This window comes from Pelatocladus sp. BLCC-F211 (assembly GCF_041928655.1).
Lineage (GTDB): Bacteria > Cyanobacteriota > Cyanobacteriia > Cyanobacteriales > Nostocaceae > Pelatocladus.
In genome coordinates this window covers 1-20,104 of sequence record NZ_JBHFLM010000142.1, presented here as the reverse complement: position 1 = coordinate 20,104, position 20,104 = coordinate 1, and the positions used below count along the sequence as shown (strand labels likewise).

The 20,104-nt window shown below is 39.7% G+C and carries 15 protein-coding genes; 8 read left to right on the top strand and 7 right to left on the bottom strand.

Features of this window, described 5'->3' with window-relative positions:
* Positions 1 to 264: 264 nt before the first annotated feature.
* Complete coding sequence (locus ACE1AT_RS17500) at positions 265 to 2,214, top strand: protein phosphatase 2C domain-containing protein (protein ID WP_374870543.1); 1,950 nt, start codon at positions 265 to 267, stop codon at positions 2,212 to 2,214.
* Between the two features lie 151 nt (positions 2,215 to 2,365).
* Here the strand turns inward: ACE1AT_RS17500 and ACE1AT_RS17495 are convergent, their stop codons facing one another.
* On the bottom strand, positions 2,366 to 3,454 hold the full coding sequence (locus ACE1AT_RS17495) for a RuBisCO accumulation factor 1 (RefSeq protein ID WP_374870541.1): 1,089 nt from the start codon (positions 3,452 to 3,454) through the stop codon (positions 2,366 to 2,368).
* 533 nt (positions 3,455 to 3,987) lie between these two features.
* On the opposite strand from ACE1AT_RS17495, the gene ACE1AT_RS17490 reads away from it, so the two are divergent.
* From ACE1AT_RS17490 to guaA, 5 genes are all read left to right on the top strand, one after another.
* The gene (locus ACE1AT_RS17490) at positions 3,988 to 4,947 is read left to right on the top strand and encodes a response regulator (RefSeq protein WP_374870539.1); all 960 of its coding nucleotides are present in this window, start codon (positions 3,988 to 3,990) and stop codon (positions 4,945 to 4,947) included.
* A gap of 177 nt (positions 4,948 to 5,124) precedes the next feature.
* Positions 5,125 to 5,817, top strand: a complete 693-nt coding sequence (gene ubiE, locus ACE1AT_RS17485; protein WP_374870537.1) for a bifunctional demethylmenaquinone methyltransferase/2-methoxy-6-polyprenyl-1,4-benzoquinol methylase UbiE — start codon at positions 5,125 to 5,127, stop codon at positions 5,815 to 5,817.
* 198 nt (positions 5,818 to 6,015) lie between these two features.
* A complete protein-coding gene (locus ACE1AT_RS17480) occupies positions 6,016 to 7,257 on the top strand; it encodes a DUF445 domain-containing protein (protein ID WP_374870535.1) in 1,242 nt (413 codons plus the stop codon).
* Between the two features lie 91 nt (positions 7,258 to 7,348).
* Positions 7,349 to 7,648: a hypothetical protein gene (locus tag ACE1AT_RS17475; RefSeq protein ID WP_374870533.1), complete on the top strand. Its 300-nt coding sequence runs from the start codon at positions 7,349 to 7,351 to the stop codon at positions 7,646 to 7,648.
* A 410-nt stretch (positions 7,649 to 8,058) separates the two neighbouring features.
* The gene (guaA, locus tag ACE1AT_RS17470) at positions 8,059 to 9,681 is read left to right on the top strand and encodes a glutamine-hydrolyzing GMP synthase (RefSeq protein ID WP_374870531.1); all 1,623 of its coding nucleotides are present in this window, start codon (positions 8,059 to 8,061) and stop codon (positions 9,679 to 9,681) included.
* Positions 9,682 to 9,805: 124 nt separating this feature from the next.
* On the opposite strand, the gene ACE1AT_RS17465 is transcribed toward guaA, so the two are convergent.
* From ACE1AT_RS17465 to ACE1AT_RS17455, 3 genes are all read right to left on the bottom strand, one after another.
* Entirely contained in the window at positions 9,806 to 11,956 is a 2,151-nt protein-coding gene (locus ACE1AT_RS17465; protein WP_374870529.1) for an ATP-binding protein, read from the bottom strand.
* A gap of 2 nt (positions 11,957 to 11,958) precedes the next feature.
* Positions 11,959 to 12,414 carry a response regulator gene (locus tag ACE1AT_RS17460; protein ID WP_374870527.1) on the bottom strand — a complete coding sequence of 152 codons (456 nt, stop codon included), beginning with the start codon at positions 12,412 to 12,414 and terminating at the stop codon, positions 11,959 to 11,961.
* A 128-nt stretch (positions 12,415 to 12,542) separates the two neighbouring features.
* The gene (locus ACE1AT_RS17455; protein ID WP_374870526.1) at positions 12,543 to 14,783 is read right to left on the bottom strand and encodes an ATP-binding protein; all 2,241 of its coding nucleotides are present in this window, start codon (positions 14,781 to 14,783) and stop codon (positions 12,543 to 12,545) included.
* 443 nt (positions 14,784 to 15,226) lie between these two features.
* Between ACE1AT_RS17455 and ACE1AT_RS17450 the strand changes: the two genes are divergently transcribed.
* On the top strand, positions 15,227 to 15,667 hold the full coding sequence (locus tag ACE1AT_RS17450; protein ID WP_374870524.1) for a response regulator: 441 nt from the start codon (positions 15,227 to 15,229) through the stop codon (positions 15,665 to 15,667).
* Here ACE1AT_RS17450 and ACE1AT_RS17445 read toward each other — a convergent pair.
* Both ACE1AT_RS17445 and ACE1AT_RS17440 read right to left on the bottom strand, forming a co-directional pair.
* Complete coding sequence (locus ACE1AT_RS17445; RefSeq protein WP_374870523.1) at positions 15,657 to 16,106, bottom strand: nuclear transport factor 2 family protein; 450 nt, start codon at positions 16,104 to 16,106, stop codon at positions 15,657 to 15,659. The genes ACE1AT_RS17450 and ACE1AT_RS17445 overlap by 11 nt on opposite strands.
* Before the next feature lie 423 nt (positions 16,107 to 16,529).
* The gene (locus tag ACE1AT_RS17440; RefSeq protein ID WP_374870522.1) at positions 16,530 to 17,432 is read right to left on the bottom strand and encodes a cation diffusion facilitator family transporter; all 903 of its coding nucleotides are present in this window, start codon (positions 17,430 to 17,432) and stop codon (positions 16,530 to 16,532) included.
* 449 nt (positions 17,433 to 17,881) lie between these two features.
* On the opposite strand from ACE1AT_RS17440, the gene ACE1AT_RS17435 reads away from it, so the two are divergent.
* Entirely contained in the window at positions 17,882 to 18,235 is a 354-nt protein-coding gene (locus ACE1AT_RS17435; protein ID WP_374870520.1) for a hypothetical protein, read from the top strand.
* 346 nt (positions 18,236 to 18,581) lie between these two features.
* On the opposite strand, the gene ACE1AT_RS17430 is transcribed toward ACE1AT_RS17435, so the two are convergent.
* Positions 18,582 to 18,818 (bottom strand): DUF4327 family protein, encoded by a 237-nt coding sequence (locus tag ACE1AT_RS17430; RefSeq protein ID WP_016858973.1) that lies wholly within the window; start codon positions 18,816 to 18,818, stop codon positions 18,582 to 18,584.
* Positions 18,819 to 20,104 lie beyond the last annotated feature (1,286 nt).

The window sequence follows — 20,104 nt, the reverse complement described above, 5'->3', positions numbered from 1 at the left end:
GTAAGCAATGCGCGTGCTTAAATATTTGAGGACTAAAGTCCACACTACAAACGCATTACCCTTCATAAATTAATGCAATATATCAATTAACACTCTGATTATTTTTGCTGTAATGTACTAGAATTTGTACGTAAAAATTTCCAATTTTTAAGTAACAAGTGTTAAAAGTAAACCAGTAAATTTAGTCTAGTCTAACATTTTAGTTTTTGGCAGCTCAATTTAATCGAACTTCACCTATCAATTTATCTAGATATTTACACTTGTATGATTTCGACTCAACGGATAGTTTATTGTCCCAATCCTATCTGTATTCGCCCAATCAACCCTGTTGACAACCGTGTTTGTGCAAATTGTCAAACTCCTCTGATTCGCCGCTATCTTTGGGTAATTGGGTCATCAGCAGCTACAATTACCCCAGGAGAGAAAGTAGCTGATAGATATGAAATAATTGCACCTCGGATTTGGCTGGATACTCAACCGGGAAAGTTACCCGACATACCTAGCAAAATACCAAAAGAAATTATTCCTTACCTGTGCTTATATCAACAACGGTTACACTTACCTGTTGTTTATGGATTGGTTCGTTATCAAACAGAGGTAGCAAATAATATTCTCTTACTGGAAAATGTACCGATAGATGAAGCAGGAAATCTTTACCCAGCATTGACAACAGCATGGCAACAAGCAACGGCTGTCAGACAAGTTTACTGGTTATGGCAAATTCTACAACTGTGGCAGCCTTTGTCAGAATTGGGAGTAGCCACTAGTTTGCTGATACCAAATAATTTAAGAGTGCAGGGTTGGTGTGTGCGGCTGTTGCAGCTTCAGCAATTGGGACAGCCAACTCTTAAGGATTTGGGAGAATGTTGGCAATCTTTGGTAGTTAATGCCAAAACCCAAGTAGCAAATGACTTGCAAAAAATAGTCCAACAGATGTGTAGTGGTGAGGTAGAGTACCAGGATATTGTGACTCAACTCAATAGTTTATTGCTAACATCTGCCGCAGAATTACCTTTAAGTATCAAAGTCGCAGGTGCAAGTGATAAAGGGCCAGAAGGACTAATACAAAACGAAGACACTTGCTATCCTCATGGCAAAGATGCGATCGCCAATTCATTATCACCACAAATGGCGATCATTTGTGATGGTATTGGTGGGCATGAAGGCGGTGAAGTTGCCAGTCGATTAGCAGTACAATCTGTGAAACTCCAAATTCGCGCTTTATTACAAGAAGTTGGAGAACAAGCCGAAATTGTACCGCCAGATTTATTGCAACAACAGTTAGAAGCTTGTTTGCGGGTGATCAACAACGTCATTTGTAATTGTAATGACGAACAAAAACGCACAGGTACCCAACGCATGGCTACAACTATGGTTATGGCTGTCCAAGTACCGCAACGCATTCAAACTGCTGCTGGTTGGCACTCCGAAAATGCCCACGAACTGTATTTGGTTAATATCGGTGATAGTCGTGCTTACTGGATTACCCGTGACTACTGTCAGCTATTAACAATTGATGATGATGTAGCGACGCGGGAAGTCCGCCAAGCACGCAGTCTGTATCGCCAAGCATTACAACGCCCAGATGCTACCGCCCTTACCCAAGCTTTAGGAACAAAAGAAGGGGAATTGCTGCGTCCTCTGATTCAACGCTTGATTGTGGAAGAAGACGGCATATTACTTTTGTGTTCTGATGGCTTAAGTGATAATCAATTAGTAGAAGAATCTTGGCGAGATTATGCTGTACCAGTATTAACAGGAGAACTAACTTTAGAAGAAGCTGTTGATGCTTGGATTCAACTGGCGAATCAAAAAAATGGTCATGACAATGTGTCGGTAGTGCTTACCCATTGTCGTGTTTCTCCAGATTATTTGGTTCCAGTGACTCAAAAGAAATTACAAATAGAAGTTGTCGAAGAAAAACAAGTAGAAATTGTTCTAGAAGAAGCACCACAACCAGAAGAATCTGAGTTTGCAGCAAGTTCGCAAGTATTACTAGACTTAGATATTTCGGCAACAACTCAAACTGCTGACAATACTCAACCTCGGCGTCAACCTGGGGTATTGTGGCTGAGATTATTGGCTTTACTCCTGGGAAGTGCAACCGTAGGATTATTTGCTTGGCAACAATTGCAGCCGCAAACATTCCACCAGATGTGCAAACAACTTCCCCAAGGAGTGCAGCAGATGTGTCCACCATCGAGGCAAGAATAGGGATCGGGGATCGGGACACGGGGGACAACTTCTCAGTTATCAGTTAACAGTTAACAGTTAACAGTTACCAGTTTAATTTGATCAGTGATCAGTGATCAGTGATCAGTGATCACTGATCACTGATTCATGCCCAATCCCCAATCCCCAACAACTACTCATCAATTTGCCAAGAATCTTTTGTCAATTCTTCATCCAGAATTTTCTTTGCTCGTAAAATTACGAGAATTCGCCCTAGTAGTGTTACTTCTGGCGCAGTTTCAAACCATTGAAAATCTAATTCCCCAGAGTTATCTACTACAAAGTAGTTACCTGAGTTCCATTCTCTTTGGGCGCGATCAATAACTACCATGACTGGTTCTGGGTGATTTTGTGTTTGGGTTGGTAGGCGATCGCTATTGCATAAAATCACTACTGGATCTTCTGCACTCAATATGGTTTGCCAACCTGGTAAGGGAACCCAAGCTTGTTCCCCAGCAAACTTCACGATCCGGAAAGGCCCGATTTCTTCTACCAGAGGAACTGCTTGTAAATCTTCTGGTGTTAATGGTAACTCACCTACCACTGGCACGAGACGAGGTACTTCTTCGGCTGATTGTTGTCTGTAAAAGGGTAGAGTTGGTGCTGGCTTTTTAGGTACGACTGTAAAATCTGTGAGTAATTGTTCTATTTGCTGCCTAGCGGTTTGCGTATGGGCAAATTTTAAGCCTTTAGCAATCAGACGCGATCGCGTTTGAAAATCTGAATTCTGGCGGGCGAATTTCCAAGATTGATAAGCAACTGCATCCCCTGGATGATGAGAAAAGCCTTCTGGAGGATTACGAAAACGAGAGAAATCTTTAATCGCCCTGGCAATTTCCCGTGCTTCGTCAGCATCAACTTTGTGTTGAAAGGTAACTGTGGCGGCGGCGGCTCGTTCTTCTTGAGTCAGCAAGCGCAACTCATATAAGATATCACTACCGCGCTGTTGATAATGGGAAAGCACCTCTTGTGGCGCTCCTACTTTTTCTATAGAGTTGTAGACTTGGGCGCCGACAATCACCTGATTCTGTTGTACCGGTTCAAAACCTGTAGCTTCAAAAATCGCTTGCTGACTATAACCTGCTTTTTGTAGATAAGCACAAGCTTGTCCCCATTCCACCCAATAGCCTTGTTTTTGTCGCAGCTTTCGTAGTAATTCTTCAGCTATATCATTTTGATCGTTATCGTTAAGATTTTGAGCGTTGGGTGGTGTGTCAGTCATAGGTGATGGTTTAGATATCTCAGCAGTTTCACTGCAAGTTTATCAATATAATTTTAAAAGTTTTATGCTGAGTATGTATTTTAAGACTGATGTCGTAGTTTTTCGATAGAAGAAAGATGTTGTTAACAGGCTTCAGTAATCAATCCCCTCTAAATATAGGGTATTACTAGTTTGTAACAAAAGCTTTCAAGGGTTTGTAGTAAGCACTTTAGTGCTTGAATGAGTGCTGTCTTAACTCGCTACAAATACTGCAAACTTAGTGTGACAAAACACTAATTTTCTAGCTCCTTTCTACACCTCTAGCAGGAGACAAAACTATAATTTATGAATCAAAAATATTATCAAAGATAATATTTTTGCGTAATAACACTTAGGTTACTAAAATTTTAATGACTCATTTTTCTACTTTCTCCTACTGAAAAGCTGCTTCATGATTAATTTAATCAAATAGCAGCTACAAACGCTTATCTTATATTCTCAATCGGGCTTTGTATGGAATATAACAAAGTGGTTAACGGTTAAAGGAATTATTTATGAATAACCCCATCCCCGAACTTGATAAAATACGCCGTCAATTGATGACTTTGGAAAAGCCGAAAAAACAGAAAATTTTAGTGGTTGATGATGAGCCAGATAATTTGGATCTGTTGTATCGTACTTTCCGCAGAGATTTTCAGGTCTTGAAAGCAGACAGTGGGATAAACGCTTTGCAAGTTTTGGCTACAGAAGGTGAAGTAGCAGTGATTATCTCCGATCAGCGAATGCCTGAAATGAAGGGGACTGAATTCCTGAGTAAAACAGTACCTCAGTTTCCCAATACGGTTAGAATTATCCTCACTGGGTTTACTGATATTGAAGACTTAGTAGAAGCGATCAATGCTGGGCAGGTATACAAATATATTACCAAGCCTTGGGACCCAACAGAATTAAAAGCTGTGGTGCAAAGAGCAGCAGAAACCTATGATTTGCTCAAACAACGCACAGAAGAATTACGCCGTGCGAATGCTCAAATAGCACTGTTAACTGTTTTGGTGGAGATTGCTCAACAAGGCCTGAGTTTAGAAGCTATTTTAAATTCCATTGCTACAGCTTTTAGTGAAAGTTTCAGCGCCGATGGGTGTATTTTGCAATTAGCTGAAAATGGTAGTTTGATTGCTACTCAAGGTAGTTACAGCAGTGCGGATTCTGTAGAAAACTGGTTAGCTGTTGACCCCTTGACTAGGGAAGCGATCGCCACTGGCCAAATGCAAGTTTCAGTAAATGTACCCAATGACGAAAAGCTTGCTGGTGTCGCACACTATGCAGAATCTGGTGTAGAAGCGCATTTAATTATCCCAATTACCTATACAAATAATATTTTGGCAGTGTTGTCTCTCCAGTGGAAAAAACCCTGCACTTTGCGAGAAGATGAACTCAAGGTAATTCATTTATCAGCGCAATTGGTAGCAACCGTACTCAGTTGTACTCGCTACCACCAGTTAGCCAATGCTTGATTGTCAATGGTCAGAAATTAGGGGTGTCAGGGGATAAGGGTGTGGGGGTGTAGGTGTCCCCATACCACAAGTAGGGGACTTGATCTCAGGACGCCTTGTTTTTTCTCTCAACTATTGACTATGGACAATTGACACCAGACTATGGACAATTGACCCTTGACAATTGACCCTTGACCAATGTCTGATGAAATTCGCAATATCTTTGACCGTATCGCTCCCATTTATGACCAATTAAACGATTGGTTGAGCTTGGGACAACATCGGGTATGGAAAGAAATGGCAGTAAAATGGAGTGAAGCCAAAGCCGGAGATACTTGTCTGGATTTGTGTTGCGGTAGTGGTGATTTAGCCTTTCGTTTAGCACGGCGTGTGGGTAAAACTGGACAGGTGTACGGAGTGGATTTTTCATCTGCACAATTGGAAATTGCCAAACAACGCTCTCAAAGCCAGTACCCAATTCCCTCTATAACCTGGATAGAAGCAGACGTACTCAATTTATCCTTTGAAGACAACAAATTTGACGCTGCTACGATGGGGTATGGTTTACGAAATGTCACAGATATTCAACGCAGCCTCAAAGAATTACACCGTGTCCTCAAAAAAGGTGCCAAAGCAGCAATTCTAGATTTTCATCGTCCCAAAAACTCGACTGCTCGAACTTTTCAGCAATGGTATCTGGATAATTTTGTTGTGCCAATTGCCGAGCAAATGGGTTTAAAAGAAGAATATGCTTATATTAGTCCCAGCTTAGACCGCTTTCCTTCAGGAGAGAAACAGGTAGAAACAGCTCTCGCAGTTGGCTTTACAACTGCCACACACTACCCCATCGCGAACGATATGATGGGAGTGCTGGTGGTAACTAAAGCTTAGTAGTCCAAAGTCCAAAGTCCAAAGTCCAAAGTCCATAGTCAAAATTTCATACTCTAAAAAAGAATGATTGACCTTGACTATTGACCCTTGGCTATTGACTATTGACTCTTGACTATTGTACAGACGCGTAGACGCTCGTAAGAGCGGCTTCTCGTAAGAGTATCATCGCGTCTCTAATGACTATTGACTCTTGACGAAATGAGTTTTGATTGGTCTCATCTTTGGCTGTACGTCTCTCCCCCAATCTTGGGTGGGATAATTGGCTATTTCACTAACGATATAGCCATCAAAATGTTATTTCGTCCTTACCGAGCAATTTACATCGCCGGACGAAGAATTCCGTTTACCCCTGGACTGATTCCCCGCAACCAAGAGCGTCTTGCCAAAAATATCTCTGATACGATTATGGGGTCGCTGTTAACACCAGAAGAACTACAGAATCTGGCGCGGCGACTCCTACAAACAGAACGTGTGCAATCAGCGATTCTCTGGTTGCTACAAATGGCAATTGATCAGGTCAAAGCTGACCGGGAGCAAAAAACTGCCAAAATTGTAGCAAATATTTTGCGGGATTTGTTAGGTGAATCACTACCTCGTTTGTTAAAAGTTTTGGCACGACGAGAAGATTTTTTAGAAGCGCAGATCAATCAAATTTTTGATCAAATATTATTAGAATTTCAATTGAGTGAAGAACAAGCCTCTCGCCTTGCTGATTGGTTATTAGAAACTGTCTTACCGCCCGATGTCATCCGACAGGGGATCATTAATTTTTTGACCGATCGCACAATTCAAACTATAGATGAAAGTTTTCGAGAAAAAACTAGTGGTACTTATTGGGTAGTCGCGAATTTATTTGGTTTACGTAATAGCTTAACCCGCTTGCGGACTTACTGTTTGGATGAAAAAGAAGCCACAAACCAACGTTTAGAGGAGTTAATTCAAGAATTACAAGTACGCGATCGCATCAAAACTTTACTGCAAGATATCGCTTTACAAAACTTGCCTGTAAGCACAGTCCGACAGCTACGGAAAACCACCCGCGAAAGCGTTCGTCAATACCTACAAATACGTGGTGGAGAATTATTACAAGGATTCAGTGATTCGGTTAACTGGGAAAATATTGCTGTCTTATTAGTTAATCGCCTTAGTAATTCTGCTGTTGTTAATACTTCCTTAGAAACCGTGAGTCTAGAACTAGCTTTAATCTTAGAACGATATTTGGAAAGAGATTTAGAAGCGATAGTTGCTCAAACAATACCAATTTTGTCAATTGATCAAGTAATTATTGACCGTGTTAAGTCAACTTCAGCTGCTGATTTAGAAGCTGCTATTGAAGGAATTGTTAAAAACGAATTACAGGCAATAGTAACTTTAGGTGGAATACTAGGTTTTATTGTCGGCTTATTTCAAACAGCATTTATTTATTTCAGTCAATTATAAGTATTAGTCTGTAAAATTTTAATCAAGAGTTCGTAGTAAGCACTTTAGTTCTTACTACGAACTTTTTTATCCATCGTCCACATTAAACGTAATGACAAATTCTATAGGTCAAAGACTAGAAAAATACAGTATCAAACGTCCCCAAGAAGTCCTGCTGGTGGCGGTAGAAATCGCTGGAGAAGAAGATCAAATAGCTATATTTAAAGGTTTTTCCAGTTCTTTGATGCGTCCTACTGCTTTCGATCCAGATGTACCTGTTTTACCAGAGGAAGCAAATATTCTCAAAATAGACATAGTTGCGAGTCCTTATAACCCGGAAGCACCCCGCTATATTCAACAAGGACTGACTTGGAAAGATATGGAAACTGTGCTGTCCCAACTTCGCATATAGGGTGTAGGGGCATTGGGCATGAATCAGTTAACAGTTAACAGTTAACAGTGAGCAGTTAAGAGTGATAACTGATAACTGATAAGTCTCCCTTGTCTCCCCACACTCCCTTATCCCCAATCCCTATACTCATAAAACGCAAAACAGCTTGTTCACGAAACACAAAATTATGTTAATTTATTATGAATAATCATAACAATTCACCATAAATATATTTTTCAGTAACCACTCTAGGGTAATTTTTTCTTTTTAATACCATTAACAAATAAGTAGGCAAGGCAAACGTGTTTGAAGTCGCGTTTGTATAAGGTTACTTCAACCTTAAAAGCCTGGAAACGTGAGGAGTAGATGGTGTTAGCAAGACCGTAAAGCGACAATTTTATTTTTACATTCACACACACTCTCTCTTGATCATGAGTACAGCGGTGACCCTACCAACAGAAGAAGCGTCTCAAGTAGTAGAAGATTTGGGGCAAATTAATCGCCAAATGATTGTCATCCTCGATTTTGGCTCTCAATATTCTGAACTGATTGCCCGCCGAATTCGAGAAACTCAAGTTTATTCCGAAGTTCTTTCCTATCGCACCAGCATTGAACAGCTGCGAAAGCTGAATCCTAAAGGGATTATCCTCTCTGGTGGTCCCAGTTCAGTTTATGATCAAGGCGCTCCTAAATGTAATCCAGAAATTTGGCATTTGGGAATTCCCATTTTGGGTGTTTGCTATGGTATGCAGCTGATGGTGCAGCAATTGGGCGGAGAAGTAGCCAGAGCTGATCGAGCTGAATATGGTAAGGCATCATTATATATAGATGATCCCACAGACTTACTGACCAACGTTGAAGATGGCACAACCATGTGGATGAGTCATGGCGACTCAGTAACAACAATGCCATCAGGGTTTGAATTATTGGCACATACAGATAATACTCCTTGTGCTGCGATCGCTGATCACAACCGCAAACTCTATGGTGTGCAGTTCCATCCAGAGGTAGTACATTCTACCGGTGGTTTGCCATTAATTCGCAATTTTGTTTACCATATTTGCGAGTGTGAACCGACTTGGACAACCGCCGCTTTTGTCGAAGAATCAATTCGCGAAATTCGCGCCAAAGTCGGTGACAAGCGGGTGCTGTTGGCTTTATCTGGTGGTGTTGATTCCTCAACCCTCGCCTTTTTGATGCATAAAGCGATTGGAGATCAATTAACATGTGTATTTATTGACCAAGGCTTCATGCGGAAGTATGAACCAGAGCGGTTATTGAAGTTATTCCAAGAGCAGTTCCATATTCCCGTTGAGTACGTTAATGCTCGCGATCGCTTCTTGAATGCTCTCAGTGATATTACCGAACCGGAAGAAAAACGTCGTATAATTGGACACGAATTTATTCGAGTATTTGAAGAAGAATCCAGACGCCTTGGACCTTTCGATTATTTGGCACAAGGTACGCTGTATCCAGACGTGATTGAATCTGCTGACACCAATGTTGATCCCCAGACAGGGGAACGGGTAGCAGTAAAAATCAAGAGTCATCATAATGTTGGTGGTTTGCCTAAAGACCTACGATTTAAACTGGTGGAACCACTGCGGAAACTATTTAAAGATGAAGTCCGTAAAGTCGGGCGTTCTGTCGGTTTACCAGAGGAAATCGTGCAGCGTCATCCTTTCCCTGGTCCGGGATTGGCGATTCGGATTTTAGGTGAAATCACCGCCGAACGCTTAAAGATTTTGCGGGATGCTGATTTAATTGTGCGGCAAGAAATCAATCAGCGAGGCTTGTACCATGACTACTGGCAGGCTTTTGCTGTATTGTTGCCAATTAAAAGCGTGGGCGTCATGGGCGATCAACGTACCTACGCCTATCCCATCGTCTTACGTATTGTCACTAGTGAAGATGGGATGACAGCAGACTGGGCGCGTGTACCATACGACGTACTAGAAGTGATTTCCAACCGGATTGTCAACGAAGTCAAAGGAGTGAACCGCGTAGTTTACGATATTACCTCCAAGCCACCTGGAACTATTGAGTGGGAGTAGGGATCGGGGATCGGGGATCGGGACAAGGGGGAAAAGGGGGACAAGGGAGACAAGGGGGACAAGGGGGACAAGAGGGACAAGAGGGACAAGGGAGAATTTTTCCCGATCCCCGATCCCCGATCCCCTATCCCCTCAATGGCAATAAAATGGTGAAGGTTGTTCCTTTATCCTCACCATCGCTAGCTGCTTGAATAATTCCACCGTGCAATTCTACTAAATGACGAGCGATCGCTAAACCTAATCCTAAACCACCCTGTTCATAGGAACCTGCTTGACGATAACGTTCAAAAACATGGGGTAGAAAATCGGGAATGATACCAATACCCGTGTCAGTAACTGTGATTTGAGCATAGAAGTTAGACGCAAATAAGGGGAGACGCGGTGACGCTTCAGAAGACGCGGTGACGCGGAGAGTGGGAGAAGCGGAGAAATTATCAGAAACTCTCGACCTGTCCCCATGTCCCCGCATCCCTGCATCCCCGCGTTCCCGCGTCCCCACGTCTCCATGTCCCCGTGTCACCGTGTCTTCTTCATTCCGCGTATCCTCGCGTCTGTGTGTCACCGTGTCTCCCCCTCTCCCCATTCCTGCTTCTGATCTCCGCTCTAATCGAATTTCCACTCTTCCACCTTCAGGAGTGAACTTAATCGCATTAGAAAGGACATTTCCTAAAATTTGTTGCAAACGATTTGGATCGCCGACAATTGGTGGAATTGCATCATCCAGGTTAGATTCTAGACGAATATTTTTGGCATTAGCACTAGGGTAGGCTGTTTCTAATGCTGTTTGGATAATGGTAACAAGATTGACTTGACATAGCTGAAGCTCTAGTTTCCCTTGGATGATGCGGGACATATTCAGCAAGTCATCTATGAGTTTTGCTTGAGATAAAGCGTTACGTTCGATAGTTTGCAAAGCGCGGATGGTAGTTGCTTCATCTTGTTTGCGGCTTTGTAGCAATTTCGCCCAACCTAAAATAGCATTCAGAGGAGAACGCAGATCATGAGATACCATAGCTACAAACTCATCTTTAGCAAGGTTTGCTGATTCTGCTTCTGCACGTGCTGCTTGCTCAAGTTGAAAAAGACGGCTACGTTCTGCTTCTAATTGTTTGCGATCGTTTATATCTGTACTTGTACCAAACCATTTTAAAATCTGTCCTTGCTCATCTTTTTTGGCCAAAGCTCTAGCTAAAAACCAATGATAAGTTTGATCATGACAGCGATAACGCAATTCTACTTCATAGGGTTTTCCTGTATTTAAGGACAGTGTAAATGCTTGCATGGCTAATTGAATATCCTCTGGATGCACAACTTCCATCCAACCAGTTCCCATTCCTTGATCAATGGTTTGTCCGGTAAATTCGTACCATCGTTGATTGAGATATTCACATTCACCGTTTGCATCACAAATCCACACTATTTGTGGTATGGCTTCAGATAAAAAACGGTAGCGTTCTTCGCTTTCCCGTAATGCTTGTTCTATTTGCTTTTTTTTGGTAACATCTCGCCAAGATGCAACAAAGCCATCTCCCAATTTAGCTACACGAATATCAAAGGCTCTAGTGAATTGTTGTTTACCAAATATATCTGTATAAATTAGTGATTCTTTCACAAATGGTTTGCCAGTATTGACAACCTGACAATACTGATCAAATAAGCCATATTTTCGATGTCCAGGTAAAATTTCGCATAAGTTTTTACCTAGTTGTTCTTCTTTAATAAGCAAGTTAGATTCACAAGCTGCTGCGTTCAAATAATCTATTCTAAAGTCTAAGATTTCCCCTGCTTCGTTGCGAATTGCTGAGTAAATACCTAAGCAATCCAGCATATTTTCAACAGAGGTACGGAAACGTTCTTCACTATTTTGTAGCTTCTGGCGTAGTTGGACATTTTCAATCGTAGACTGGATAGTAAAGCGTAGATTCTCTGCTGTGATATCTCCTTTCACCAAGTAGTCTTGAACACCACTTTTCATTGCCTGCACAGCAACAGCTTCATTACCATGTCCTGTTAACATAATTACAGCTGGCATAGTTGCTTGAAGTTGCTGTTTGAGTTCTGCTATAAACTCCAACCCATCCATATCTGGCAACAAAAAGTCTAATAATATAATATCTGGCTGGATTTGCTGACATATTTGTAGCGCGCTTTCTCCTGTTTCTTCTTCCAGAATTTTGTACTGATATCGTGGAGCTTGCAAAAGATAACGGCGATAGACTGCACGATCTTCCTGAGAATCATCAATAATTAAAATGATCAACTGTTGTTGCACCATGACTACCTGCCGATACTATCGGGAAGAACCACAATATCCAACCAATAAGTAAGGAAGCTTTGGAGAGTTTGTTTTAATTTGTTGATATCAATTGGTTTGAGAATATAACTAGCAACACTATTGCGATAACATATTTCGACATCTCTGGGATTAGAAGAGGTGGTAAATACTATAACAGGAATATCTTTGAGATTTTGATCCTGCTTAATTTGTTCTAATAATTCTCGCCCATCCGTTCCTGGCAAATTCAAGTCAAGTAAAATTAATGAAGGGCGAGGAGCATTTTTAGGATTGCTGTAGTCTCCAGTGTGATAAAGATAGTCTAGTGCTTCGTCACCATCAGCACAACGGATAATAGGATTTTGCACTTTTTGACGATACATCACTCGCTGTAAAGCTTCAAAATCTTCATCGCTATCTTCAATTACCAGGATTAATTGAGTGCTATTGCCAATCATAAGAAGTATGAAGGATGTAGATATCCTTTGGGCGTCTTTCCGAAGGGTAGGATAAAGGCTAAAGCCAGGATGAACGCAAAATGATACAATAGTTAGTTATTTAATACTTTATCCTTCATAATTCATCATTAATTTGGCTTTTGTAAAGTGAAATAAAACGTACTACCTTCACCGTAAGTTGATTCTACCCAGATTTGTCCCTCATGCCTTTCTACTATTTTTTTGGCAATGGTTAGTCCAGCACCTGTACCACCACCATATTTGCTTGGGCCATGTAGACGTTTGAAGATACGGAAAATAACTTCCAAGTGTTTTTCCCGAATACCTATGCCATTATCTCGAATGTAAAATTTCAGTGGTTCAGAGTTTTCAATATAACCAATTTCCACCCATCTGTCGGCTTTATCGTTATATTTAATGGCGTTAGTAATCAAGTTACTAAAAACTTCGCCAATTTGTACGCGATCGCAATACACTATTGGCAATGGTTTGGGTATACGAATTTTTACTCCTGTCTCTTCAATCCGAGCGCTTAATAAATCTAAAATTCGATGTACAACAGCATTCAAATCAGTCTGTTGCATCGACATATCAGCTCTTCCTAAGCGGGAAAACTGCAACAATGAATCAATCAGATCCTCCATCCTGATAGTCAGACGAATCAGAGTCCTGAGTTTATTTTTGCCTTCCTCATCTAATATCTCAGCGTAGTCTTCAATTAAAAAATTGGAATAATTATGAATACCACGCAATGGTTCTTTTAAATCATGAGAAGCAATATAAGCAAAAGCATCCAACTCTTTATTACTGCGTTCTAATTCTATATTTAGCTTTACTAATTCATCAGCTTTCCGTACTACCATACTAATAATGGCATTTCGTAACTCTAGCGCAGCATTAATTTCATAAGATTTCCAAGGTAGAGATGTCAGTCTGACTATTTCTTTCCATAATTCAAATGACTTACGAGGAGATAGACGCAAACTACCATTTTGGGTGACTTCTACAGCTTTATGAGGATTTCCACCCCAACTAACTGTTTGTATAACCTCTGGACGAAACCATAGAACATATTTATTCTGAGTTTTAGAAATAGAAATAACTATTAAACCACTAGCTATATTTTTATATTTTTCTGCTTCTGGATAACTTTTGGAAAGCGAATTAGTGTAAAAAATATCTTCATTTACATTTTTATAAATCCACTTTAATAATTCTTGAATATCTTGTTGAGGTGGAGTATTACCAATTAAATAGAACTCATTGTTAAAACAAACTGTAGCACCTTGAGCATTAACTAGATCAAGCAGATTCGGTTGTTGATTAATTAATCCATCGATAAAACTTTTATCCACTGACATATATTCGATTAATTTTGCCAGATGGGATTTAACTTGAATTTTTGATTCTGAATCCTCGTTGTCTTCTTTGGTTGCTAATTCTAAAGAGGTTACTTGACCTAAAAATTCACAAGCATTGCGGATTTCATAAGGAATATATTTGGGTGTTTGGTGATGACAAGCTATGAGTCCCCAGAGTTGATTATTTTTAATCAGTGAAATCGACATTGATGCTTTAATACCCATGTTGTGCATGTATTCAACATGTATGGGTGAGACACTACGTAACACTGAATTACTTAAATCTAAAGGCTCATTTGTTAAAGGATTAAGCGTAGGAACGATGGCACTAGGTTGATAATCAACATCAGGTATAATACGTAACCAATTTTGTCGGTAGAGTTCTCTGGCTTGTTTAGGAATATCTGAAGCAGGATAATGTAAATCTAGATAAGATGGTAGGTAATCTTGCTTATCTTCTGCAATTACTATACCGTTCCAATCCTCATCAAATCTATAGACCATGACTCTATCAAATCCGGTAATTATTCTTACTTCATGAGCTATGATCTGACTAACTTCAGTAACAAATTTTGCTGATTGTAGTTTGCCGACAGCTAATTTTACCAAATAATAAAATCTAAAATAGACATGATTTTTTTCATAATTATGTGGTTCTAATTCTAGAATGACTATTTCATTCAACCGATGAACTATAGCATCAAAAATATTATTAACCTGAGAAATATTTATAGTAATTTCAATCGGATTAACTATTTGTATATCTTCCTGCTTTAAACAATCAACAAAAAATCCGATTTGTTCTGGTTCCAGCAGTATACTTAATGATTGATTTAGCAATTCTTCAGGATACAAACCAAAAAAATGTATTGTATTATCACTGACTTGTAAAATAGTTAAATCAGACTCTTGTAAGGCTAAAATAACTCCGTGTGTTTGAATATAACTAGGAATATGAATTGGCTCTCGATCACAGTTTGTTAAATCCACTGGAAATGGAAATTCCATGTCCTCTTTGCTCATATTCACGTTTGGAAAAGCCCTACTAAATATACAAGGTTGCTACTTAGATTACGTATAACAAACATAGTTAAGTTGGGTTTTGATCTTGATTCTGTTTTTGAGATACGTAAAATTTTGTCTTTATTATTCTAAACATTTTCACAAACTGATAAAATACAAAAACTGAGATTAATTAATATTATTTAACAAACCTAAAACTTTATTGAGAGAAACTTCTAGTCATTAGAAACTATAAAGATCCCACGGTAATGAGTAGAAGACGCGGGAATTCTAGCATGTGGTTGAGACAAGCTATTTTGAGGATGAATTTACACGTAGCAATAGACTATTTGTCAAGAATGGCTGGATAGATTGATCAAAGACACTAACGCAGTAAAATTACTCAAAGAATATCTCAAAATTCTCAGGAAAAAGGAGGGACTAAAGAAATGAGAGATAATTCTCTTTTTTCCAATCTTGCAGGAAACGCTACGTCATCTTCTCTCCCTCTTGCTAGATTAAAAATCCTCGTGGTAGATGACGATGAAGATAGCCGCTTTTATATTTCTACCGTATTGGAAGCAGACGGAGCTAGTGTGACTACAGTAGCGTCAGCAGCAAAAGCTTTAGAAGTGTTACCACAGTTACAACCAGATATTTTAGTTTGTGATATCGGTATGCCAGAGGAAGATGGCTATACTCTCATTCGTAAAATCCGTGACTTGAAAGCAGAAAAAGGAGGAAATGTACCAGCGATCGCATTAACAGCCTATGCTGATAGCGAAGATCGTGTGCGCGCTCTAGAAGCTGGCTTTCAAACTCATATAGCTAAACCTGTAGACCCAGATAATTTAGTTGCAGCCGTCGCAAATGTGCTAGTTACTGAATAGATGATGGTGTTTTAGTATCAAAATATTCTCGCCAACGGCTGATTTGACCATCTCGAAAATCTACTACGATCGCATCATCAGTGGTTTTGCGATTCTGAGTAGCCTTTTCCGTTTCTTGGTAACGCCATTCAATAACTGCTTGTTCGCCACAGATGATGATCCGCGCAATATCAATTTTGATATCTTGCGACTGTTGAGCAATCGAGGAAACCGCTTCCTTGATTTGTGCTTGTCCCTGCCACCTATAACCAGGTACGATCAGTTCACCATCAGGTGTAAACAATTTCGCTAAAGCATTGCCATCAAGATTAACCCAAGCATCTTTTGCTTGCTGAATTATAGTCGGAATGTCTGGTTTCACAGATGATTGTGCATATACATTCATATTCATCCAAAAGCTTAAAACAATAAATACTATTCCTAGCCATTGAAATTTCATTTCATGTTCACTTGAACATTTGAAATAATCTTAATATGCGCCCCTCACCTTTATGAATTATCAAAATGGTAAATAAGCACACGTGGCGATATCGAGACTAAAAGTTCGAGATCAGCACGAATGCTCATTGACCTTTAAATAGACTAGATATCCACGACCTTCGACCGTTCTGTACGGAGAATTTAACCTTCCCGTTGGTCGTAACAAAGTGGAGGAAGCGACAAAAACTCCACAACTATCTAGACTTCTTTATTATCAGCACTGTCTACTTTTGTGACGTCGCTCTCCTTCCAAAAGTAGCAAAGAACCACAACGGTAAAACTTTCTGCCAGTGCGTTTTGCTATGTTATTAAGATACTAAGAATCTCACAGATACAGCCCCTATCTGGAGTCAGAGAACAGGTCTAACATAAGAATGATTTGCTAGTTTGAGTTAGACCCGAAGCTAATTTGCTCTGAGCGATACTCTGGTGGTTCGACATGAATTACAATCCGTACTGGGCGAAAGCGTTCTTCCAGTCGCCTTTCTACTTCTTCAGTGATGCGATGCGCTGTTTGAACATCTTGAGCATCAACTATTAAATGCATTTCAATAAAAGCTTGGCGACCAACAACACCGCGAGACGCTATATCATGGCAGTTGATCACTCCAGGGACAGAAAGGGCGATCGCATGAATCAGTTCCGGTGCGATCGCAATTTGATCCACAAGCCAAGGTAAATTTTCTTTTAAAACTGTCCAGCCACTCCAAAAGACTAACAAAGCTACAGGAAAAGCTAACGCCACATCTAACCACTGATAACCCAACCATACACCAATCAAACCGCCAATTACGGAAATTGTCACCCAAACATCACTCATGGTATGTTTGGCGTCAGCGATCAAAATCGGGCTACCGACTTTTACACCTACGTGGCGTTCGTAAAAGGTGACGAAAATATTCACACCTAATACAACTAGTAATAACCACAATTCTGGTGGTGATATGGTTACGGGTTCACCACCATTGAGAATGCGTTCGACAGCACCTTGGAGAATTTCAAAACAGGCTATACCTAAAAAAGCCGAAATTCCCAAAGCACCCACTGCTTCAAATTTTAGGTGTCCATAGGGATGTTCGCGATCAGGGTGTGGTGAAGAAAATCGGCTCGCAATCAATCCTAATATATTGTTGGCGCTATCGGTGACGCTATGCAAGGCATCAGCTAACAAACTCAAAGAACCTGTTAATTTACCAACAACCGCTTTTAATAGCATCACAAAGATATTTAGGAACAGAGTGATGATTAAAACCTTTCTAACTGTGGCCCGGTTATCTAAAGACATAGAGGAATTTTAAATTTTAACTATGATGTTCTATGAGTTCTAAGTGTAGAACTAAATACATCAATAAAATGTATCAAACTCTTACGCAGTAAGGATTTTATCTTGCTATAACGTCAATTCATCACCGTACTTTATTGAAATATTTTTTAATTAATAGCAACTACAAACCTGATTATAATTGGACTATACCATTACTCAAGCAACTATATTTATTAGCATTTGTCAGAAGATTTTTTTCATGAGTTTTCCCGCTCTTTTCCTCTGCTTGATGGAGTTGAGACAGATGCAGTTAAGTCTGTCTCTAAAATAATGATTTTCAATTCCGTTGCCAAACAACCAATAACACATTCTTGAGATTTTGCGAATCATTACCATTGACAAAGAAACGGATCTGGATGTTACCTCTACCAGGAAAATGGTATCTGTACTAAAAATCTAAACAATAGCTCATGTCTAGAAATCACCTGACACTTAACTTGGTTGAGGGTTCTGTCTGTTTTAGCTTTTCACCCCAAGCAGCACAGGAACTAAAAGCAGCGCTAGAACAGTTGATGGCTAGTCTCAAAGCGGTTGCTACTAAAGCTGTTCCGGGCGCTGGAAAAGCCAGTCCCCAACGCCCAATGGAATATCGTTATACAGGAGAAGTATTTTTAGAAATTTTCTGTAACCCCAATATTTGGCCTACACCTTTTGCTGCGAAGGTTTTACTCACCATCCGTGACATCAACATTCGCTTGACTACGGAAGCAGAACTCACCCGTGTCATCGAAGATGTGAATTTGTATTTGGAGGAAGTCGGGTAGATTTGAGTCTTAGTTGTTGGTGGTTGATTGGAACTCACCACTCACCACTAATTAAAACAAAAAATTACCGGAGCAGTTGCCAAAATCAAACTACTCCGGCATAATCAATAAACCAAATTAAATCAACTTCAGGCTCTGTGTATTGGCGCCTCAAAATGTGGCGTACACATTGCTTGAGCAAAAAACAGTAAGAACAGATAACAGATAAGTCATTACAAAAGTCTAAATCGGGAAAGACTAATCACAACCAGAGACTACCTTAAAATTGGGCGTTGAATCTTTTTTGAGAAAATTCACACCTCCAAATAGATATATTCCCAATCTCATATCAATCGTTTTCTGTTGATTAGTCGTTTTCCCATTCTTCCCGACCAATCAGATCGCCGATGCGATCGCGTAAGAGGAAGTCGCACTTTTCTAATTCACATTCAATACACACCCACTCGCGAGCTGGTATGTATTGGCAGAGAGTATATATTGGTTGCTGTCTGCTAACCACTCCCTTCTGCACAAGTTGTCGCGCTTCGTCTTGAATCACGTCTAAAGAGTAGTAGCTGATAGAGGGCACCGTATTAACACTCATGATCTTTACTCAGAATTTTACACGTAAGTAGTGTTCCCAAAAATCTTTCAGGAACAAACATAGCAATGAGTAGGCCTATAACTGGATTTTGTAATTTGGTATACGGAACTATTTTCATTTTGACGCTACACATCATAAAATTATGTAAATAAATGTTAAATTTGTCAAATACTCATGACATTTTATTTTTACTCCCTGAAATCAAATTATTCAAATTGTTGTCAGAGTTAGTGTTTACTTGCTTTTGAACACGGCAGTTATTAAATATTGGCATCTATACACAAAGACCAGATATTTGGCAAATTAATGCATAACATACTCAAGTATCTATGTAATTAACTGTCCTAGAGGCTGGCATTTTATATGGAAAAACAATCAGATAATATCTGGTTGAATTATATGTATAAACTGCTGCAAGCGATAAGGGCTACAATACACCACTCAAGCTTATAAAGGTTTGTTTGTTAATAATTTCTTAAATAAACCTTTAACCAATAGCTGAAGTTTAACACTACTACCAAACAAATTTCCTCATTGGAAGATTTGTACCAATCTTGATGATGAATTTTAGATGATGTTGATATACCTCTAAGCTAGCTGTTGTGGTGATTTGGAGTTCACATAATTGAATTACATATTCCATCTTTAGTTAACAGTAAAATTGCTGAAATGACATGTTTAAATAAATCACATTGTATTTATTTATGCACCAACATTAAGCAACGTAAACCATTTTGTCATTGATTGTTAACTTTGTTTGATGTTATAAATTCTTCTCATAGCTGAGAAAAATGATTACGAAGTTTCTAATGCATGGGCAAGTATGTGCTATCAGTTAGTTGCTGGTTATTGAATGTTAGGTTTTTCAATGGCTATCAATAAAAAACAAAATTCAACCATTAATCTAGAACTGTGAAATTTTCCCGCAATACAGCCTTCGCAAATCAAGACCGGAATCAATCATCAGATTTACACAGCAGATAGATAATCTAGTCGTCCACGAAGAACTATCTACAGCAATAAGCAAAAAAGAAAAACTCAAAATTCCCTGTTGGGATTAGGGTGTAGAAGGGAAAGCCCTTTTCTCCTTAAGCATTTCCCTATGATTCGGTAAATACTAGACCTCTCGCAAAAGTCGAATTAACCCCAATACGGTTCAGTAAAGAAGAAATGTAGGTTGGGTTGAGCGCAAGCGAAACCCAACAAAGCCTTGATAATGTTGGGTTACTCTGCGAGAAGCCGCGCAGGGCGCGTCTACGTTCCTCAAACGCCAGGTGCTACAACTC